Source organism: Ereboglobus sp. PH5-5, assembly GCF_029504805.1.
In the GTDB taxonomy this organism is placed as follows: domain Bacteria; phylum Verrucomicrobiota; class Verrucomicrobiia; order Opitutales; family Opitutaceae; genus Ereboglobus.
This window is the reverse complement of the sequence record NZ_JAQFIT010000007.1, coordinates 187,157-205,640: the sequence shown is the minus strand read 5'-3', so window position 1 is coordinate 205,640 and position 18,484 is coordinate 187,157. Positions and strand designations below refer to the sequence as shown.

Here is an 18,484-nt window from a genome sequence, read left to right as displayed (position 1 = left end):
GCGCAAAACGCGAGCTTCACGCTGACGGTCAGCGCTTCGGGCAACGACATGACCTATGCGTGGTATCACAACGGCGTGCAAACAAGCACCACGACTGCAATCTACACTGATTACGGCACCGTGCTTACTTCGGGCACCTACGTTGCGACAATCTCCAACAAATACGGAAATGTCACCAGCAACCCGGCAGTCGTCACAGTGACGCCGATCCTGGCACCCGTCATCCTGACACATCCTCAAGACGTGACAGTGACCGCGGGAGCCACCTTCACGCTGTCAGTCGCAGCCTCGGGCACCAACCTGACCTACCAGTGGTATAAGGGTGGCGTGGCCATCACAAACGCCAAGTCCACGACCTACACGAAGAACAACAGCGCCACAAGCGACTCCGGCTTCTACACCGTCGTAGTGTCAAACCCTGGTGGCGACACCAACAGCCAAACTGCCACCGTTACGGTAAACCCGCCGCCGCAGCCGCCCAGCATCACGAGCCACCCTCAAAACGTGACCGTGACCGAAGGCACAAGCTTCACCGTGTCCATCACGGCCTCGGGAACCGGACTCTCCTACCAATGGAAAAAGGCCGGAGCGAACATTGCCGGTGCCACCTCGAACAGCTACACCAAGACCAACAGCGTCACCGCGGATTCGGGTGCCTATACCTGCACCGTCACCAACGACGTTGGCTCGAAAACAAGCAACGCCGCCACCGTCACGGTGAATGCAGCCGGCAAGCCGCCCGTCATCAACAGCCAGCCGCAAAGCATCACGGTTGCCCAAGGCAACACGTTCACGCTCGCGGTCACGGCCTCGGGAACGGGCCTCAGCTATCAGTGGAAAAAGAACGGCGCCAACATCGCCGGTGCCACATCGAGGACATACTCGAAAGTGGCCGCAACCACTGACAACGGCAACTACACCGTCACGATTAGCAACGCCTACGGCAACGTCACCAGCAGCGCAGTCACCGTGACCGTCACCACAAGTGGCGGCAACACTGGCGGCAATAACAACAGCTCGCCCGGTGGCGGCGGCGGTGGCGGAGCCCCGTCGTTCCTCTACGTCGCAGGCCTTGCGATCGCCGGACTGCTCAAGCGGCTCGCGAAGCGCTAACCAGGTCACGCACGATAGGCATAGTTCGACATAGTTGCAGCATCACACACGAAATCTTTTTCACGGTTTCATTGCCCGCCCGAGAAAGCTTCGTTTTCACGGGCGGACGTTTTTTGTGAGGTGAAGTGTTTTTCGTGAAATTTTCCAATTGGCCCACCGTGGTTCCCCAACGTCAAACCATGGCGAGATGTAACATGTGTTACATTCTCGCTCGAAATCGCGAAGAGGATTATGGCTCTAAGAGTGCCACAATCTTTTTAGTGAGTATGTCGTCAAACCATCGATTTTTCATCCAAATACGAAATGCCTTAAAAAATATTAGCTCAGAACATGTTGCTATTAAGCAAATTGCAAATCAGCTGTCGGAAAATTAAAGACTCCACTTGGATGAAAATTCCAGGGCTCCAAAGAGAAAGAATCATGACCTGCCTGTCCACTTTCCGAAAGCCAGACCAGCCTTCCGAGGCCAACGCGAACCCTGTAAAGGATGCATTAACTTTGCCGGCGGACGCCATTGCCGCCCGCGCCGCCAGGGCGGCAGCGGAGACGAGGGGATTTTTTTGGTCGGATGAATTTGCCGCCGCCATCGGGCGCCACCGCCAGTTCGTAAGCGACAGATGTCGCGCCCGTGTAATAAAGACCATCAAAGGCGGACGCCCCTATCGCATACCTTTTTCCGAGTTGGCCGTTTGGTTCGGTTCAAACGCTTAAAAGCATTTATATTTTTACCATGAAAAATCCAGACAATAAATATCCGCGGCTCCCGCGAATGACAATTAAACAGGCGATCTCCTTCAAAAAAGGCCTAACCTACAGCGTCGTCGATCGATGGTTAAATGAAGGACTTATCCCGCTCATCGATTCTGACGTTTCGAACCCGCGCGCAAGAAGGTTCTTTCGAGCCGACTTTCTGCGCTTCCTTTGTTCGGAAAAAGCTAAATCGCATCAACAATATCCCGTGCGAGTTGCGCTCACCGAGATTGAAATCCGCGATAATATGCGTCTGCGCGCTGAAGTTAATGGTGCCACGGTTGACGATTACGCCGCCTCACTTGATCGCGGCGACAAGCTTCCACCTATTCTTGCGATGCGGGTCGAAGGAACCCTGGTCAACTTGGATGGCGAGCACCTCTGCGAAGCCCACAAATGCAGAAACAAACGAACCATTATGGCCCGGATCATTGAACCATGCACGCGCGCTGAAGGCCTCTATCTCGCCCTCAAGGGCAATAACGCCCATGGCTTGGCGTTAAGCGCTGCTGATAAAACCAAAACCTGCTTGCTACTCTACGGTCTTCCCGAATACGCTCAGCTCAGCCACTACGACATGGGTTGTTTGGTAAAATGTTCCCACATGACGGCCGCGCGCGCCTTCGAAAAGCTTCATGGCGTTGGCCGCCGCGGCAAGATCGCAAAAGACGACCCCCTGCGCCGCGAGAAACGCATTTTCAGCGAAATCCGCACTCGCGTGCGAACCCTCGCCAAGCAAGCCGGCCCGATCCTCGCCATTGAGATGGAAACCACGATCAAGCGCTGGGAATCACAGCTTTTCAAAACCAACGATTCCAGCAACACCGATTCAACTTCAACCACTACACTAACATGATCACAAACACCACCACCGTTGGCTCCACCGCACAAACCTCCCCACACCAAAAACGCCTGGCCAGACTCCGCGCGGAGCATGCCGAGTGCAGCAAGAAAATTCGGGAGCTCCAAGGCCGGGAGCTTGCAAGACTGAGCAAGCTGGAGAAACGCAAATGCTTCATTATCGGCGAGGCTATGACTGGAGCCGCCGCCAAAGATCCGGAAATCAACGCTCTTTTGGCGAAAGTGCTGAGCGCTCAAGTCACCGATCAAAAAAAGCGCTCTCTTTTTGGCCTCCCCGAATTGCATTGCGCGCAAGTCTAGGCTCACTGCAACCGAGGTGTCGTTGCCTCCCACCGGTAACGGCACCACCACCACCAAAATCATAAAATTAGTCCTTCAAATCCAACCATTCAACCTTTGCCCAGCTCAACAGGGCGCAATTTAGCAACAGTCATGTCAACACTTCCATTCAACTGCAGTTTTTCGACCATCCAGCGCGGCTTCGGCAAGGGCGTTTGCTCCATTGCCGCCTACAACACCGGCTCAAAAATCAGGGACGAAAAAAACAAGCGCTCTCATAACTACGGCTACAAAAATGATGTTGTTGAAACGGGTATTATTATGCCGCCAGATGCCACATGCGCCCTGCCGCGTGAAGATCTTTGGAACATGGTTGAGTCACGTGAGCTGCGGTGGGATTCCCGCCTTGCCAGAAGTCTCTGCGTCTCCCTTCCGCACGTTCTTTCGGATGCGGGAAAATCCGCATTAACCAAGGACATCGCCACCTACATTTCCACCAAGCTGTCAACCTTCGTCGATTATGGCCGCCACGTATCAATCAAACGCGGCGCCGATCCGCGCAACGACCATTTACACCTCCTTTTCCCGACACGCAAGTTCGACGGCGAAAAACTCACTGGCAAGCACCGTGACCTCGACAACCAATTCTACAGCGCGGCGATAATCGAAGAAATGCGCAAAGAAATCGCAAAGATTGCAAACCTCGCCCTCGCCAAAGAAGGCTTTGATTTGCGAGTCGATCATCGCTCGTATGAGCGCCAAGGTCTCGAAAAAAAACCTCAGCAGCATCGCGGCGTAAAGAAAAACGAAGTGCTGAAAAAAAAGATGGGCGAGTTCGAGGCCATCGAGCGCGAATACGCCAGTCTTTTGGCGGCCGAAAACATGGACGACTTCAAATTCATTGAGGATCTTCACATACTTGCGCAGCAGGGGCTGATTTTTAAGCACGCGGCCATTGCGCTGCATGTGCAAAATTTCCCCTCCGGCAGCAAGGACGTTCGAATTAACGCGGCTGGCCAAATTTTAGTTAGTAAAACTCTGCAAGACGACCTTCAAGACTGGCTGGTCTGGTGGCGAGTAAAACGCAAGCACTACAACGGAAAATTTGAAGCTAAAATAGACTTTTACTTACTGACGCTTATGCCGATTTTCCGTCGTTGTTTTCCCTGCATCGAAATCCCAAAAATTGACAAGGACTTAACCTTCGACAGATACTGGGAACTTTATATTGAAAATCGTCCATCGCGCGACATGGATGTGCCACACGAGCCGGAACGCTAAGCTAAGCTGAACGGTAGTTTGTAGTGTGTGAGCTATTTTTCCCACGATGCTTTTCGCCTGAAACGGGGAATGCCTTCGCGGTCTTCTTGCATCGCCACTTTTCGTGCGCTTCGAATCACGGCATAGATGCATTGCTCGGAGCATTTCCCTTTGGGAAATCCTAGTTTTTTGAGCCAAGCACGAGCACTCTTTGCAGTCTTCAAACCTCCCCACCGCATCTCCGTGACCAGTCGTTGCTTTATCTCCACGTCAAAGTGGGGCGATTTATGAAAAGATGCTCTCCCAAAAGCTCGCGCCCCCTTTATTTTTTTCACGCCCTTGCGCCTCGATTCGTAGCGGAAAACCGATCTTCGCGAGACCCCATGTTTTTTCGCCACTTGCTCGGCGGTCAACTCACCTTTGTGATAGTCAATGAGGACGTTCAGCCGTTTTTGATCCGCGGGCCTTGTGAGTTTTTGATAAATGATCCCGAGATTCTTTAGTATGTCACCACGGACGTTTGTGTGATCAGTTGCTGACGCGGATTTCATTTGAATGTATCTAATGAAAATATGATCGAGTGCCAGAGTGTTTTAACTATGCGAAGGACGCGTAATGTAACAGATGTTACATCGTGTGAGCCATCACTCCCGAATGCAACGCGAACTTCTGCGCGGGACGCGATTATCCCGCAGTCGCATTGCGTCGCGAAATCTTACTCTTCGTGGATTTTGGCTGCGCCTCCGATTTTTGCTCATCTGCCAGCGGCAACGCTAAAAATTCTTTCCATGACAATTTCACCGTTTCCGGAGAAATCATAAAATACCGCAGCGCATCCTCGTGCTCGGCCACTCCCTCGTATTCTTCCGTAATCTGCGGATTGGAATGTTGCGCCAGATATTGGGTGAGGGGGACATTGCGGAACGCAGCCAAGTGATAACTTACGAACGAGTGTCTCCAGATGTTGCGCAGCGCGGTGATCTTCTTTCCGTCGGCAGCCGACGTGTTTGCCGCCGGGCGCAATTTCGCAGTAATATACGCGTATCGCTTTTCCTCGCGATAATCGTGAGCGTTCATTTTCCACGTCGCCTCCGGCGCATGAGTGATCCACGCCCAAAGATTATCCGGGTGTCCCTGCCTGTATCGCGAACGCCCGTCCTTTTTGCCACTTTTGTGGATTGCCGCCTTCATGCGAATACCCTTCGTCTCGGTGTTCACCGCGTCCTTTTCAAGCAACCCCGCCGTCGTGTAGCGGATGCCGCCGAAAGCCTCCATCGCCACGCGTGCCGTCACGCGCTGGTCGCAGTTGGCGCGGAAAAATTCCCATGCGTCACGCAACGGGATTACGACGGGATCCTTGTCCTCGGCGCGCGGCGCCTTGATGTTTGCGCACGGATTGTCGAGGGCACCCCAGCGTTCATTCAGCGCATATTGGAAAAACATCCGGACGGTTTTTCGATGATCATTGATCGCATGAGGTCCGAGCGCGTTTCCGTCGTCATCGGTCAAGGCATACAGCCAATCGCGCACCTGATCCTTGTCGATTTCGTGCAAACGCACCGCGCCGAACTTGCGCATGAACCGGTCGAGCTGTTTGCCAACGTGGCGGCGCGTATCCGCACTCCAACACTTTTCAAGATCGCGCAAGCGCAAATATTCAATGACCGCCTCACTCACTTTTTTGCCGATCACCTTGGGCTCCCCCTGTTGGCTTTTGCGCCACTCGTGGGCGACTACTACCGGATCAGTGCCCGCGCCGACGATTTTTTCAAATTCGAGGAATTTGCGCCACTTCGTCGGATCGAACGAAAGCACCTCCTCACCATGTTTCTCCATCATCAAGGCGAGTTCTTTCGCCTTTAGTTCGCGGGCCTTTTTGTCGGCGAATCCAGTCGCCTCGCGCTTGCCCGTATCCTTGTCACGCCAGTGCAAATAGAACGGTTTTTTCGGTCTGTCCTTGCGAAAGGAATATCTAATGCCCCGCGGCGGTTCCCATTTCCTCTTTGCCAGTGCCTCTTGGTTGCTTTCTGGTTGCCCTTTTGGTTGCTGTTTGGTTGTCATTTTGGCTGTTTTTACCCATCATGAACTATAGTCAAACCTTATTAGATTCTCTATGGGGATTGATCCTCACTGAGAACATGGTGGACGCTGAGGGACTCGAACCCCCGACCCTCTCGGTGTAAACGAGATGCTCTAACCAACTGAGCTAAGCGTCCGTTGCCAAGCGCGCAAATAAAGCGGGGTCTTTCCACGACTGACAAGGACGATTTGCGCGCATTTTTTCATCGCGCCCGCCGTCCGCATTTTTCAGCGTCTTGGGTTTTCGCATCACGATTATTAACATGGCAACATTCCAGACACTTCCCGGTTTTCGCGAGTTTTATCCCGACGCCCTTGCGCGCAGGAATCATATTTTTCGCGTCTGGAGGCATACTGCAAACGCGTTCGGCTTTCTCGAATACGACGCGCCCGTGCTGGAGCCGCTCGATCTCTACAAGACGAAATCCGGCGAGGAAATCGAGTCGCAGCTTTTTAATTTCACCGACAAGGGTGGCCGCGAGGTTGCGCTTCGCCCCGAGATGACGCCCACCGTCTGCCGGCTCGTCGGCGACAAGGCGGCCACGCTCAAGCGTCCGGTCAAGTGGTTTAGCATCGCCGAGTTTTATCGTTACGAGCGCATGCAAAAGGGCAGGGGGCGCTGCTTCTTTCAATTTAACGCCGACATTTTCGGCGAGCCCGGTGTCGAGGCGGAAACCGAGTTGATCGCGCTTCTCACGCAATGTCTCCGCGGCTTCGGGCTGACGGAGCGGGATTTCTACGTGCGCCTCAGCGATCGCGATCTTTGGTTCTATTATCTCGAGGCGCTCGGGCTTGACGAGGCGCGTTCGCGCGCGGTGCTCGGCGCGGTCGATAAATACGAGAAGGCTGGCGACGATGCTTTCAAGGGCTACGCGGATCAATTCGGCGCGCCGTTGGACGCGGCGCTCAAGGAAAAGGTGCTCGCGTTTTTGAAAATCAAATCGCTCGACGCGCTCGAGTCCGCGCTCGCCCCTTACTCGGCGACCGCCGCCAAGCTCGGCGCGCGGCTTGCGGACTGGAAAAAGCTTCTGGGCAATCTCGCCGCGATGGGCTTGGAGAAATATATCTCGGTCGATCTCGGTGTTGTTCGCGGCCTCGCCTACTACACCGGTTTTGTGTTTGAGGCGTTTGATCGCAAGGGCGAGCTTCGCGCGCTTGCGGGCGGCGGGCGTTACGACAATCTTGTTGGCAAGCTAGGTTACGCGGACATGCCCGCGATCGGTTTTGCGATCGGCGACATGACATTCGGACTTCTTCTCGAACAGCGCGGGCTGATGCCGAAGTTCGTGCAGGCGCCCGATGTGTATGCGATCATTGGCGGCGAGCAGGAACGCCTTGCCGCGTTTGCCGACATTAACGCGATTCGCGCCGCGGGTTTCCGCGTTGATTATCCCATGCGCGAAATGGCCTTCGGCAAACAATTCAAGGCGGCGGCGGAATCCGGCGCGAAACTGGCGCTCATTTATGGCAGCGACGAGCTGGCCAAGGGCGTGGTGAAAATCCGCGACATGGGCACGCGCACGGAGCAGGAAATTCCCAAGGCCGGCGTGCTCGAAACGGTGCGCGATTTTTTGTCGGCCGCCCCGTGACGGACAACACGCTCTTCGTTTGAGTATTTGATTCTCGAATACGAATCTTCGGACGAGAGTCCGTGTTATCTTACTCGCCCTTTTTCAACGTCAGCACCTGGTCGTGCAGCACCCCGCGCAGGCGCAGGAGCAACGGCGCGGGCGGAAGCGTCGCGTGCGGGGCGAGGACGGCCTCGGCGGCGCGAAGCTCGGCGTGGATCGCGTCCGAAACCGCCTCGAACACTCCGAGTGTATTCATTTGCTGGATACGGAGGTCGGGGCGGGGGACGGCGCGCCTTAGGATTTCGTCGGTGAGCGCGGCGCGGTCGGCATCGGAGGGCAGGCGATTGAAAAGCTCGATGAGCGGCAGGGTGATTTTTCCGCTGGCAAGGTCGGTGCCAAGCGTTTTTCCAATTCGTTTTTCGTCGCCGAAGAAATCGGCCAGGTCGTCGTAGATTTGATATGCCACGCCGAGGCGGCGTCCGAATTCGGCGGCGGCCAGGCAGTAGGGCAGGGGATGGCCGGCGAGGCGTCCGCCGAGGTAGCAGGACACGCGGAAGAGCTCGGCGGTTTTCAGGTCGATGATGCGTTGGTAGTCCTCGAGTGTGATTTCGAGCGTGCCGCGCCGCATGGTCTGGATGATTTCGCCGGCGCAGACCCTGCGCGTGGCGTTGGAGACTTCGGCGCAGACTTCGGTGGTGGGGAACTGGGCGGCGATGTGCACGGCGTGCGCGAGAAGGGCGTCGCCGAGGAGCACGGCGGCTTCAGCGCCGTATTCGCGCGCGGCGGTGCGGCGGTTGCGGCGCAGCTCGGCGCCGTCCATGATGTCGTCGTGAACGAGCGTGGCCAGGTGCACGAGCTCGACAACGGCGGCGGCGCGAATCAGCTCTTGCGGCGCGTTTTCGGCGGCGCCCGTCCAGCCGCCCAGAAAAACAAGCGCGGGGCGGATGCGTTTGCCCGAGGTGTCGATGCAGTATTCCGCCATCGGACGAATCTCGGGTTCGAAGCCCGTCATTTGTTCGCGCAGAAAGGCGTCGAGACGCGCCATCTGCGGTTTGAGCAGCGCGAATACCGTTGCGAAATCCCGCGCGACTGAGCGCGCAGGGGCGTCGTTTGCGGTGTTGCCGGGAATGTTGTTGCTTGCTGCGGGCATGGTTTGAAAACGGGCAGGTTGACGAATCGCGCCGCGTTTGTCCCGCAAAGAAAACAAAATATCGCGAAGGGAAACGCATGTTTGGCGTTTGCAACGACGTGCGCAAACGGTTTGATTCCGCCCATCATGCCAGCAGCAATCCGTTCACTCGCACTCGTCGTCAACGCCCGGAAAACAGGCGCCGCCGACCTCGCGCAAAGCCTGCTTGCCACCGCCGACACTCTCGGCGTCACCGTGCGCTCGACGGACCAGTTTCCCGTTCCCCAGAATTTTTTGGCCGACTGCGACGCGTGTTGCGTGATTGGCGGCGATGGCACGCTGCTCGGCATTGCCGCCGACGCCGCCCGCGGGCAAATCCCCATCATCGGCGTCAATCGCGGATACCTTGGTTTTCTCACCACACTTTCCGCCGACGAGGCCCCGCGGCAATTTCAGGAAATCCTTGCGGGTAAATTTCAAATATCCCACCGCTCGCTCATCCAGTGCCGCATCGACTGCGACGATACCCCGCTCACGCTCACGGCGCTGAACGACATAGTGATCAAGGACGAGCGCAATTCGCGGCTCGTGCGCCTCGAAGTTTATGCGGACGACCAGCTCGTCACCGATTATTTTAGCGACGGCCTGATCGTGTCCACACCCACCGGCTCGACCGCCTACAATCTTTCCGCCGGAGGGCCGCTCATTCACCCCGATGCCGCCGTCATCGCCATGACGCCCATCTGCCCGCACACGTTGTCCAATCGATCGATCATTTTTCGCGACGACGTGCGCTTGCGCATACGCAACCGCGACCCGCAGGCCAGGCTTCTCGTCGCCGCCGACGGACGCCAGAACCCGATCCTCTGCGAGAGCAAGCCCTTCGAAATCACGCTCGCGCCCATGCGACTGCCGCTTGTGCAGCACGCCGATTACGCGCACTTTTCCGTGGTGCGCAAAAAACTCAACTGGAGCGGCAGTCACGGTCCGATTACTGAATAAGGCGCGCACCCGCCTGGGTTGGCTCGCGCGTGCGTTTTGCCGCCCGCCATTGCGGCGGCGCGAGCTTCGCGTTTTCAAAAATTGAAAATTAAGCTCCGATTTCAAAAAAAGCGCGCTCCTTAATAATCCCTAAAGGTTCGTTAGTGTAATCTCTGCGCACACTCAACGCGATTTACGCCATGTGCGCCCAACAAAAACACACGACACTTTTCATTTTAACCCGCGGCACCGCCGCTGCCTCGCTGCTCCTGCTCGCCTCCTGCGCCACGCCATCCGGCCCTCGCTCTCTCAGTGACTCCACTGTCGCCGTTCCGGAAACCTGGCAAAACACCTCGGAGGCAAGCGCGACCCGGCCCGCGCAGACAAGTGCCGCGGACAATTTGTCCGCCTGGTGGACGCGCTACGACGACCCCGTCCTCACGCAGCTCATCAACGGCGCGCTCCAAACCAGCCCCGACATTCGCACCGCGCTTTCCAAGATCGAGCAGTCGCGCGCCACCCGCGGCGTCACGAAATCCGATCTCCTTCCCTCGATCTCCGCCGGCGCCGACGCGCGCACCTCGCGCACCAAGGACCACACCACGAGCCCGCGCACCACGACCAGCGGCGAAAGTTATTCCGCCTCGCTCGACGCCTCATGGGAAATCGATCTCTTTGGCAAAAACCGCCAGTCGCTCAAGGCCGCCGACGCCGACCTCGCGCAAACCGGGCAAAACTTTCACGCCGCGCAAGTCTCCCTCGCCGCCGAGGTCGCCACCGCCTACGTCTCGCTCCGCTCCTCCGAAGCCCAGCTCGCCGTCGTCGAGGAAAGCCTGCGCACCCGCGCCGAGACCACGCAAATCACGCAATGGCGAGCCCAGTCCGGCGACGCCTCCGCGCTCGAGCTCCAGCAAGCCGTAAGCACGCTCGAGCAAGCCCGCGCCTCCATTCCCTCGCTCCGGCAAAACATCGCGCAAGCCCGCAACCAGCTCACGCTCCTCTCCGGCCTCGCCCCCGGCGCGCTCGACACGCTCCTCTCCGGGTTGGGTGGCACGGGCGACTCGCCCGTGGGGTCGGGTCGCATGGCCGGCTCGGCCATGCCAAAAGCCGGCGCCCGCGCCTCGCGTATCCCAAAATCGGATACACCCGCCGTCGCCATTCCCGCCGACACGCTCCGCCAGCGTCCCGACATCCGCGCCGCCGAATACGCCTTCGCCGCCGCCGTCGCCCGCCTGAAAGCCGCCGAGCGCGACCGCCTTCCCTCGCTCAAACTCACCGGCGCGCTCAGCCTCGAATCTCTCAGGGCAGGCGATCTCTTTGATCCCTCCACCACCGTCGCCAGCGCGCTCGGCAGCCTCACCGCGCCCATCTTCGCCGGCGGGCGCATCAAGCAAAACATCGCCATCCAAAACGAGCTCACAAAGCAGTCGCTCATCGCCTACGAGAGCGCCGTGCTCACCGCGCTCACCGACGTTGAAAACGCGCTCGTCTCGATCCAGCGCACCACCGAGCGCATCACCATTCTCGACCGCGCCAACGCCGCAGCCCGCGAGGCCGCCGAGCTCGCCGCGATCCAATACGAGGCCGGACACGTTGACATCACCACACTCCTCGACGCGCAGCGCACCGAGCTCTCCATTCAAGAACAGCAAGTCTCCGCCACCGCCGATTACACCAACGCCCAAATTCAACTCTACAAGGCCCTCGGCGGCGGCTGGGGCAACGTAAACTAAAACCGACCGCCTCCCATTTTATCAGTCTGATCACGCCAAATCTCATTACACATTTATCATGAAATCCAACGCCAACGAAAACCCGTCCGCCACCGGCAACCTCTCCGCCATCATCCAAAAGGAAGGCAAGGGCTCGCGCCGCACCTGGATCATCGTCGTCATCGCCTTGCTCGCCGCAGTCGTCGCCGCCGTCATCTGGTATCGCGGCTCCGTGCAAAAACGCGCCGCCGCCGAGGAGCCGCCCTTCATCACCGAGACGCTCCGCCGCGGCAACCTCGCGCTCGACATCACCGCCACCGGCAACCTCGAACCCACCAACGAAGTCACCGTCGGCTCCGAACTCTCCGGCACAGTCCTCGAAGTTTACGTTGAAACCAACGACCGCGTCACCAAGGGCCAGCCCCTCCTCAAACTCGACACCACCAAACTCTCCCAGCAAACCGAGTCCAGCCGCGCCAGCCTCGCCTCCGCCAAGGCCGCGCTCGCCCAAAACGAAGCCACGCTCAAGGAGGCCCAGGCCGCGCTCGCCCGCCAGCAGGAGCTCCAGCGCGTGAGCAACGGACGCATCCCCTCGCGCGCCGACATGGACACCGCCGTCGCCGCCGCCGACCGCGCCGCCGCCAACGTCCTCGCCGCCAAGGCCTCCATCGCGCAAGCCCAGGCCCAGCTCGACATCAACGAAACCGACCTCTCCAAGGCCATCATCAAGTCGCCCATCGACGGCATCATCCTCACCCGCTCCATCGAGCCCGGCCAAACCGTCGCCGCCAGTTTCACCGCGCCCGAGCTCTTCGTCATCGCCGAAAACCTCGAGCACATGAAACTCAAGGTCACCATCGCCGAAGCCGACATCGGCCGCGTCGCCGCCGGACAAAAAGCCACATTCACCGTGGACGCCTGGCCCAACCGCACCTACACCGCCAGCGTCACCAAAGTCGCCTACGGCTCCGCCGTCACCAACAACGTCGTCACCTACGAAACCGAGCTCGAGGTCAGCAACAACGACCTCAGCCTTCGCCCCGGCATGACCGCCACTGCCGACATCAGCGTTGCCGAGGCCAAAAATGTTTTCCTCGTTCCCGTCGCCGCCTTCCGCTTCGACCCGTCAACCCTCGCGCCCCCCGGCGCCGGCAAACAATCAAAATCCTTTGTCCAAAGCATCATGCCCGGCCCCCCGCGCCGCCAAACCGCCCGCCCCGCCGCCAACGGCGACGCATCCGAAAAATCCGCCAACGGCACCGCCCGCATCCACATCCTCAAGGACGGCCACCCGCAACCCGTCACGGTGAAAGTCGGCATCTCCGACAGTCGCCACACCGAAGTCTCCGGCGACGCCCTCGCCGAAGGCATGCAAATAATCACAAACGCCAGATAGAAAACCAGAGGCCAGAAGACCAGAGGCCAGAAAGCCAGAATACATACCGCAGAGAACACATCTCCACTCCGACTCCCTGGCCCTCTGGCCTCTGGTCGCCTGGCCTCTTCCACCACCGCTCCCTGCATTTATCGCATCAAGCAACTCGTAGCATCCGACACACAATGCCTTCTCCACTAATCAGACTCCGCCAGCTCACGAAAACCTACGGCACGGGCGCGGCCGCATTTCAGGCCCTGCGCGGCATCGACCTCGCCATCCAGCGCGGGGAGTTCGTCGCCATCATGGGACACAGCGGCTCCGGCAAATCCACGCTCATGAACACACTCGGCTGCCTCGACACGCCCACCAGCGGCAGCTACCGCTACGAGGACATCGCCGTCGAAACCCTCACCGCCGACCAACGCTCACTCCTGCGCCGTCACGCCCTCGGCTTCATCTTCCAGGGATTCAACCTCCTCGCCCGCACCAGCACCGTCGAAAACGTCGAACTCCCGCTCCTCTACCGCGGACTCTCCCGACGCGAACGCCACGAAAAAGCGCTCGCCGCCATCGACTCCGTCGGCCTCGCCGACAAACTCCGCAACACCCCCGCCGAACTCTCCGGCGGCCAGCAACAACGCGTCGCCATCGCCCGCGCCATCGTCACCGAACCCAGCACGCTCTTCGCCGACGAGCCCACCGGCAACCTCGATACCACCACGACCGTTGACATCATGAAACTCCTCGCGCGCCTCAACGCCGAGCGCGGCATCACGATCATCATGGTCACCCACGAGGACGACGTCGCCGCCTACGCCAAGCGCATCGTCCGCATCAAGGACGGCCTGATCGAGTCGGACACAAACCGCCTGTAAAATCACATTTCACACGCCCTCGAAGCCACTCACCACATTTCAGATAATTTTCGATTTTGGATTCTCGATTTTCGATTGCGCGCTACCGCGCGACACCGAAAGCAAAAACGGAGCGGAAGCTCCCAATCCAAAATCGAGAATCCAAAATCGAAAATTCCCACACCATGATCTCCACAACTCTCAACGCCCTGCACATCGCGCTCCGCGAAATCCGCCGCAACGTCACGCGCGCCTTCCTCACCATGCTCGGCATCATCATCGGCGTCGCCGCCGTCATCACCATGGTCACGCTCGGCGAAGGCACCACCAAGGCCGTTGAAAACCAAATCTCCAGCCTCGGCAGCAACCTCCTCATGCTCCGCCCCGGCGCCGGCTTCGGCCCCCGCCAGCCCAACATCCCCAACTTCACCGAGGGCGACGTCAACGCCATCTCCGAGCAAATCCCCGGCATCGCCTCCATCGCCCCCGTGCGCGGCTCCTCCATGAGCACCGCCTACCTCCAAAACGCGCGCGCCACCAGCGTCACCGGCACCACCGAATCCTATTTCAGCATCAACAAATGGACGCTCGCCGAAGGCCGCCTCTTCGACGAATCCGACTACCGCGAAGGCGCCGCCGTCTGCGTCATCGGCAACACCGTCCGCAAGGAACTCTTCGGCACGGCCAGCCCCATCGGACAAAAAATTCGCGTCGGCAACGCCTCCTGCACGGTCATCGGCCTGCTCGCCGCCAAAGGCCAGATGGGCATGGGCGACCAGGACGACACCATCATCGTCCCCCTCACCACGCTCCAGCGCCGCCTCACCGGCCACACCGGCGCGCACGACATCACCATGATCAGCATCTCCGCGCAAGACGGCGCCAGCAGCGACCGCATGATCACCGAAATCACCGCCCTCATGCGCCAGCGCCGCAACCTCCAGTCCAACCAGGACAACAATTTTAATGTCTTCGACACCCGCCAAATCGCCGAAACCCTCAGCTCCTCCACGCGCATGATGACCATGCTCCTCGCCGCCGTCGCCGGCGTCTCGCTCCTCGTCGGCGGCATCGGCATCATGAACATCATGCTCGTTTCCGTGACCGAGCGCACCCGCGAAATCGGCATCCGCCTCGCCATCGGCGCGCGCGCCCGCGAAGTCCTGCTCCAATTCCTCGTCGAGGCGACAACCATCTCGTGCATCGGCGGACTCCTCGGCATCGCCCTCGCCATCGCGCTCTGCTACGGACTCGGCGCGCTCATCAACGTCCCCGTCACCTTCAACGCCCAAATCAACATCATCGCCGTCGTCTTCAGCGCCGCCGTGGGAATCCTCTTCGGCTTCACCCCCGCCCGCCGCGCCGCCAAACTCGACCCCATCGACGCCCTCCGCCACGAGTGAGGAAAAAGACTGAAAGACTGAAGGGCTGAAAAGCTGAAGCCGGAACCAGCGCAAAACATGGGGATTACTGGTTTGTTTCAGCCCTTCAGTTTTTCAGTCTTTCAGTCCTTCAGCCTTTTCTCAGACTGCGCCACATGGACAACAACATCGCCACCAGCCTGGACCAAGGCGTCCTGCAAATTCTAATAACGAGGCCCGAAAAGAAAAACGCCCTCACCTCCGAAATGTATTCGGCGATCACACGCGCCCTGCTCGACGGCGAACAAAACCCCGACGTCCGCGTGATGCTGCTCGGCGGCGCAGGCGGCAATTTCACCGCCGGCAACGACCTCGGCGATTTCCTGCAAAACCCGCCCGCCAAAAACGACGCGCCCGTCTTCAAATTTTTCGAATGTCTCGCCGGCCTTGCAAAACCGCTCGTGGCCGCGGTCGAGGGATTCGCGGTCGGCATCGGCACCACGCTCCTGCTGCATTGCGATCTGGTTTACGCCGCGCCCAACGCCCGCTTCATCCTGCCCTTCACGAGTCTGGGACTGAGCCCCGAGGCCGGATCGAGCCACCTGCTGGCGCAACGCATCGGAAGCGCAAAAGCGTCCGAGCTGATCCTGCTCGGCGAGCCCCTGACCGCGGAAAAAGCGCTGACGCTCGGTCTCATCAACGACATGGTCACCGAAGGCGGCGTGATGGAATTCGCCCTCGCGCGCTGCGCAAAACTCGCCGCGCAACCCGCCTCCGCCGTGCGCGACGCCAAAGCCCTGTTGAAAAAAGCGCACCAGCCCGCCATCACCGACGCCATTGCGCGCGAAACCGAAGTCTTCCTGCGCCGCCTCACCTCCCCCGAGGCAAAAGAGGCGCTCTCCGCCTTCGCCGAAAAACGCAAACCCGACTTCAGCCGCTTCAAGTAAGGTCTTAGGACTCAAATTCAGGCACCGCTTTATCGCTCCGGCCTTTCACTCTACACCATTTACTCTTGTCCCGCTGTGCGCCTTTGCGATGCGTCTTGCGTCATCGCGGACGGCCTTGACCAATTCCGGCGGTTCGAGCGCCCGCGCCTCGCCGCAATACCGCAGCACCCAGCGCTTGATTTCATCGAGATTGCCCACCCGCAGCTCCATCTCCAATTCGCCGCCGGGCAGTTCGCGCAGCTTTTGCGACTTGTGCCAAACACGCTCCCTGGCCAGTTGCGCGCCGTAGCTGCTGAACCAAACGCGCACGCGCTTCACCCCGCCCGCGCCCTCTCCCCCCATAAGGCCGAAACTGTCGTGGAAAAATTTCTCCGGGCTGAAATCGGGATCGCGCGCGAACCTGTGCCGCGCGACCTTGAAATCGGCCATGCGCGCCAGCTTGAACATGCGCAACGCCCCCCGGTCGAGATCGTGCGCGATCAGGTAACTCTCGCGATTCATCCACGCCAGATGATACGGCTGCACGCGCCGCCGTTCCGTGTCATGGTCGGGCTTTGTATAATCGAACTCCGCCTCGCGCCGCTCCAGCACGGCCTTGCTGACGCTTGCATACAAAGCCGCGTCCAAAATGCCGACACCCTCCGAGCGAAAGGAAACCGCGTCCGTCAAATCCGACGCCGCGACGGAAACCTCGTCGCCAAGCATCGAGGCAAGTTTGCCGAACGCCTTTTCGAGCACCTGCGCATAAGGCGTGCCCTCGTAGGCCTGCAACGCCTGCCGCGCCACCAGCAATGCCAGCAACTCGCCCTCCGTGGCCTTCATGAGCGGAAAATTGGTCACGGCCCCCGAATAATAAAACCCGCGCCGCGACTCGTCGTATTCAATCGGATAATCCATCTGGTCGCGCATATATTCCATGTCCCGCCGGATTGTCTTCGGGTCAACTTCGAGCTGCTTGGCAAGCGTAACGGCGTTGGGATATTTCCCCTCCGCAAGCATTGCGTGGATTTTCTGCATGCGAACCAGCACGGGACGCGAAGCGACGGTGCGAACGGTGCCCGCCGCCTTCTTGCCGCCCTGCGCGACCGGGGCTCCTGAAACGCGTTTGGATAATTTTTTCATGATTTTTAAAATATCACGCCACCATGGGCAACCATTGTCCACCCTCAAGGAATAAAGTGCGTCCATCCCAACCAACCAATTTCAACCGCAGATGAACGCAGATACACACAAATATTCAAACCATCAAACCACAGAATCCATTTTCTTTCCGTATCTGCGCGCATCTGCGTCCATCTGCGGTTAAAAATCTCCGGCCTCTTCATTTCCTCCCAAGCACTATTTCTTCACGTCCCTTCGCATTCATTAGCGGTTAAAAAATCGTCTTCTAAAAAACAGACCATGCAAATTTCAACCGCAGATAAACGCAGATACACACAGATATTCAAACCATCAAACCACAAAATCCATTTTCTTTCCGCATCTGCGCACATCTGTGTCCATCTGCGGTTAAAAATCTCCGGCCTCTTCATTTCCTCCCAAGCACTATTTCTTCGCGCCCCCTCGCGTTCATTAGCGGTTAAATAAATTTCAATAAAACACATCATGAACCTCGTTATATTCGATATAGAGACCACGGGCTTTTCGCCGTATTATCATGAAATCACGCAAATCGCCGCCGTGCGCATGCGTGACGGAAAAGTCATGCGCGACGAAACCTTTTCCACATTCGTCAAAACCACAAAGCCGATACCGTGGCACATAACAAAAATCACCGGGGTAACAAACGCCCTGGTGCGCTCCGCGCCCCCGCCCGACGTGGCGCTGCAAGCCTTCGCCCGCTTTGCCGGCCACGACTCGACGCTCGTCGCGCACAACGGCAAAAAGTTCGATACTCGTTTTCTCTCGGAAGCCTGCGCGCGACACAATATGCACGGCCGCGAAATCCCCTGCATCGACACGCTCGACCTCTCCCGCACCCTCTGGCCCGGCGGCTCGCACACTCTCGACGCGCTCATCTCGCGTTTGAAAATATCGGCCCCGACCGGCCTCCACCGTCACGACGCCCGCTGCGACGTCCACCTCCTCGCCGACTGCATGGAAAAAATGCTCGGACAATTGAAGTGCGGTCTGGCAGATTTCATGACGCATCACGTTTCACTCCCGACCACGCCCGCAATGTTACATTAAAACTGTGGGGGCGCACCTC

Annotated in this window: 17 protein-coding genes and 1 tRNA gene; 13 read left to right on the top strand and 5 right to left on the bottom strand. The window is 58.7% G+C overall.

What is annotated here, in order from left to right; translation table 11 throughout:
* The 5 genes from M2103_RS06490 to M2103_RS06470 form a co-directional block, all read left to right on the top strand.
* Positions 1-1,113, top strand: a 1,113-nt coding sequence (locus M2103_RS06490; RefSeq protein ID WP_277509507.1) for an immunoglobulin domain-containing protein, incomplete at its 5' end; no start/stop codon positions are given.
* Positions 1,114-1,533: 420 nt separating this feature from the next.
* Positions 1,534-1,824, top strand: coding sequence for a hypothetical protein (locus M2103_RS06485; RefSeq protein ID WP_277509506.1), 291 nt, complete (start codon positions 1,534-1,536; stop codon positions 1,822-1,824).
* 19 nt (positions 1,825-1,843) lie between these two features.
* Positions 1,844-2,719 carry a hypothetical protein gene (locus tag M2103_RS06480; protein ID WP_277509505.1) on the top strand — a complete coding sequence of 292 codons (876 nt, stop codon included), beginning with the start codon at positions 1,844-1,846 and terminating at the stop codon, positions 2,717-2,719.
* Complete coding sequence (locus tag M2103_RS06475; RefSeq protein ID WP_277509504.1) at positions 2,716-3,024, top strand: hypothetical protein; 309 nt, start codon at positions 2,716-2,718, stop codon at positions 3,022-3,024. The genes M2103_RS06480 and M2103_RS06475 overlap by 4 nt, the downstream gene beginning before the upstream one ends.
* Before the next feature lie 132 nt (positions 3,025-3,156).
* Positions 3,157-4,284 (top strand): MobA/MobL family protein, encoded by a 1,128-nt coding sequence (locus tag M2103_RS06470; protein WP_277509503.1) that lies wholly within the window; start codon positions 3,157-3,159, stop codon positions 4,282-4,284.
* A gap of 32 nt (positions 4,285-4,316) precedes the next feature.
* Here the strand turns inward: M2103_RS06470 and M2103_RS06465 are convergent, their stop codons facing one another.
* From M2103_RS06465 to M2103_RS06455, 3 genes are all read right to left on the bottom strand, one after another.
* On the bottom strand, positions 4,317-4,814 hold the full coding sequence (locus M2103_RS06465) for a hypothetical protein (RefSeq protein ID WP_277509502.1): 498 nt from the start codon (positions 4,812-4,814) through the stop codon (positions 4,317-4,319).
* A 133-nt stretch (positions 4,815-4,947) separates the two neighbouring features.
* Positions 4,948-6,324 (bottom strand): hypothetical protein, encoded by a 1,377-nt coding sequence (locus M2103_RS06460; RefSeq protein ID WP_277509501.1) that lies wholly within the window; start codon positions 6,322-6,324, stop codon positions 4,948-4,950.
* A 78-nt stretch (positions 6,325-6,402) separates the two neighbouring features.
* Positions 6,403-6,479: transfer RNA gene (locus M2103_RS06455), tRNA-Val, on the bottom strand.
* Positions 6,480-6,605: 126 nt separating this feature from the next.
* On the opposite strand from M2103_RS06455, the gene hisS reads away from it, so the two are divergent.
* A complete protein-coding gene (gene hisS, locus M2103_RS06450) occupies positions 6,606-7,931 on the top strand; it encodes a histidine--tRNA ligase (RefSeq protein ID WP_277509500.1) in 1,326 nt (441 codons plus the stop codon).
* Positions 7,932-8,001: 70 nt separating this feature from the next.
* Here the strand turns inward: hisS and M2103_RS06445 are convergent, their stop codons facing one another.
* Positions 8,002-9,063: a polyprenyl synthetase family protein gene (locus tag M2103_RS06445; RefSeq protein ID WP_277509499.1), complete on the bottom strand. Its 1,062-nt coding sequence runs from the start codon at positions 9,061-9,063 to the stop codon at positions 8,002-8,004.
* A 126-nt stretch (positions 9,064-9,189) separates the two neighbouring features.
* On the opposite strand from M2103_RS06445, the gene M2103_RS06440 reads away from it, so the two are divergent.
* The 6 genes from M2103_RS06440 to M2103_RS06415 all read left to right on the top strand — a co-directional run bounded on the left by M2103_RS06440 (position 9,190) and on the right by M2103_RS06415 (position 16,275).
* The gene (locus M2103_RS06440; protein WP_277509496.1) at positions 9,190-10,044 is read left to right on the top strand and encodes an NAD(+)/NADH kinase; all 855 of its coding nucleotides are present in this window, start codon (positions 9,190-9,192) and stop codon (positions 10,042-10,044) included.
* Between the two features lie 179 nt (positions 10,045-10,223).
* Positions 10,224-11,756: a TolC family protein gene (locus tag M2103_RS06435; RefSeq protein WP_277509495.1), complete on the top strand. Its 1,533-nt coding sequence runs from the start codon at positions 10,224-10,226 to the stop codon at positions 11,754-11,756.
* A gap of 58 nt (positions 11,757-11,814) precedes the next feature.
* Complete coding sequence (locus tag M2103_RS06430; protein ID WP_277509494.1) at positions 11,815-13,131, top strand: efflux RND transporter periplasmic adaptor subunit; 1,317 nt, start codon at positions 11,815-11,817, stop codon at positions 13,129-13,131.
* Between the two features lie 164 nt (positions 13,132-13,295).
* The gene (locus tag M2103_RS06425; protein WP_277509492.1) at positions 13,296-13,988 is read left to right on the top strand and encodes an ABC transporter ATP-binding protein; all 693 of its coding nucleotides are present in this window, start codon (positions 13,296-13,298) and stop codon (positions 13,986-13,988) included.
* A gap of 164 nt (positions 13,989-14,152) precedes the next feature.
* On the top strand, positions 14,153-15,370 hold the full coding sequence (locus M2103_RS06420; RefSeq protein WP_277509491.1) for an ABC transporter permease: 1,218 nt from the start codon (positions 14,153-14,155) through the stop codon (positions 15,368-15,370).
* A gap of 134 nt (positions 15,371-15,504) precedes the next feature.
* A complete protein-coding gene (locus tag M2103_RS06415; RefSeq protein ID WP_277509490.1) occupies positions 15,505-16,275 on the top strand; it encodes an enoyl-CoA hydratase in 771 nt (256 codons plus the stop codon).
* Between the two features lie 45 nt (positions 16,276-16,320).
* On the opposite strand, the gene M2103_RS06410 is transcribed toward M2103_RS06415, so the two are convergent.
* Positions 16,321-17,397 (bottom strand): WYL domain-containing transcriptional regulator, encoded by a 1,077-nt coding sequence (locus M2103_RS06410; protein ID WP_277509489.1) that lies wholly within the window; start codon positions 17,395-17,397, stop codon positions 16,321-16,323.
* Between the two features lie 483 nt (positions 17,398-17,880).
* On the opposite strand from M2103_RS06410, the gene M2103_RS06405 reads away from it, so the two are divergent.
* Complete coding sequence (locus M2103_RS06405) at positions 17,881-18,465, top strand: exonuclease domain-containing protein (RefSeq protein ID WP_277509488.1); 585 nt, start codon at positions 17,881-17,883, stop codon at positions 18,463-18,465.
* Positions 18,466-18,484 lie beyond the last annotated feature (19 nt).

Bases quoted from the DNA above. Each gene is read 5' to 3' on its own strand.
- M2103_RS06410 (WP_277509489.1), bottom strand. From the start codon at position 17,397: ATGAAAAAATTATCCAAACGCGTTTCAGGAGCCCCGGTCGCGCAGGGC.
- M2103_RS06445 (WP_277509499.1), bottom strand. From the start codon at position 9,063: ATGCCCGCAGCAAGCAACAACATTCCCGGCAACACCGCAAACGACGCC.
- M2103_RS06415 (WP_277509490.1), top strand. From the start codon at position 15,505: ATGGACAACAACATCGCCACCAGCCTGGACCAAGGCGTCCTGCAAATT.
- M2103_RS06420 (WP_277509491.1), top strand. From the start codon at position 14,153: ATGATCTCCACAACTCTCAACGCCCTGCACATCGCGCTCCGCGAAATC.
- M2103_RS06480 (WP_277509505.1), top strand. From the start codon at position 1,844: ATGAAAAATCCAGACAATAAATATCCGCGGCTCCCGCGAATGACAATT.
- M2103_RS06435 (WP_277509495.1), top strand. From the start codon at position 10,224: ATGTGCGCCCAACAAAAACACACGACACTTTTCATTTTAACCCGCGGC.
- M2103_RS06475 (WP_277509504.1), top strand. From the start codon at position 2,716: ATGATCACAAACACCACCACCGTTGGCTCCACCGCACAAACCTCCCCA.
- M2103_RS06430 (WP_277509494.1), top strand. From the start codon at position 11,815: ATGAAATCCAACGCCAACGAAAACCCGTCCGCCACCGGCAACCTCTCC.
- M2103_RS06405 (WP_277509488.1), top strand. From the start codon at position 17,881: ATGAACCTCGTTATATTCGATATAGAGACCACGGGCTTTTCGCCGTAT.
- M2103_RS06440 (WP_277509496.1), top strand. From the start codon at position 9,190: ATGCCAGCAGCAATCCGTTCACTCGCACTCGTCGTCAACGCCCGGAAA.
- M2103_RS06425 (WP_277509492.1), top strand. From the start codon at position 13,296: ATGCCTTCTCCACTAATCAGACTCCGCCAGCTCACGAAAACCTACGGC.
- M2103_RS06470 (WP_277509503.1), top strand. From the start codon at position 3,157: ATGTCAACACTTCCATTCAACTGCAGTTTTTCGACCATCCAGCGCGGC.
- M2103_RS06465 (WP_277509502.1), bottom strand. From the start codon at position 4,814: ATGAAATCCGCGTCAGCAACTGATCACACAAACGTCCGTGGTGACATA.
- M2103_RS06460 (WP_277509501.1), bottom strand. From the start codon at position 6,324: ATGACAACCAAACAGCAACCAAAAGGGCAACCAGAAAGCAACCAAGAG.
- hisS (WP_277509500.1), top strand. From the start codon at position 6,606: ATGGCAACATTCCAGACACTTCCCGGTTTTCGCGAGTTTTATCCCGAC.
- M2103_RS06485 (WP_277509506.1), top strand. From the start codon at position 1,534: ATGACCTGCCTGTCCACTTTCCGAAAGCCAGACCAGCCTTCCGAGGCC.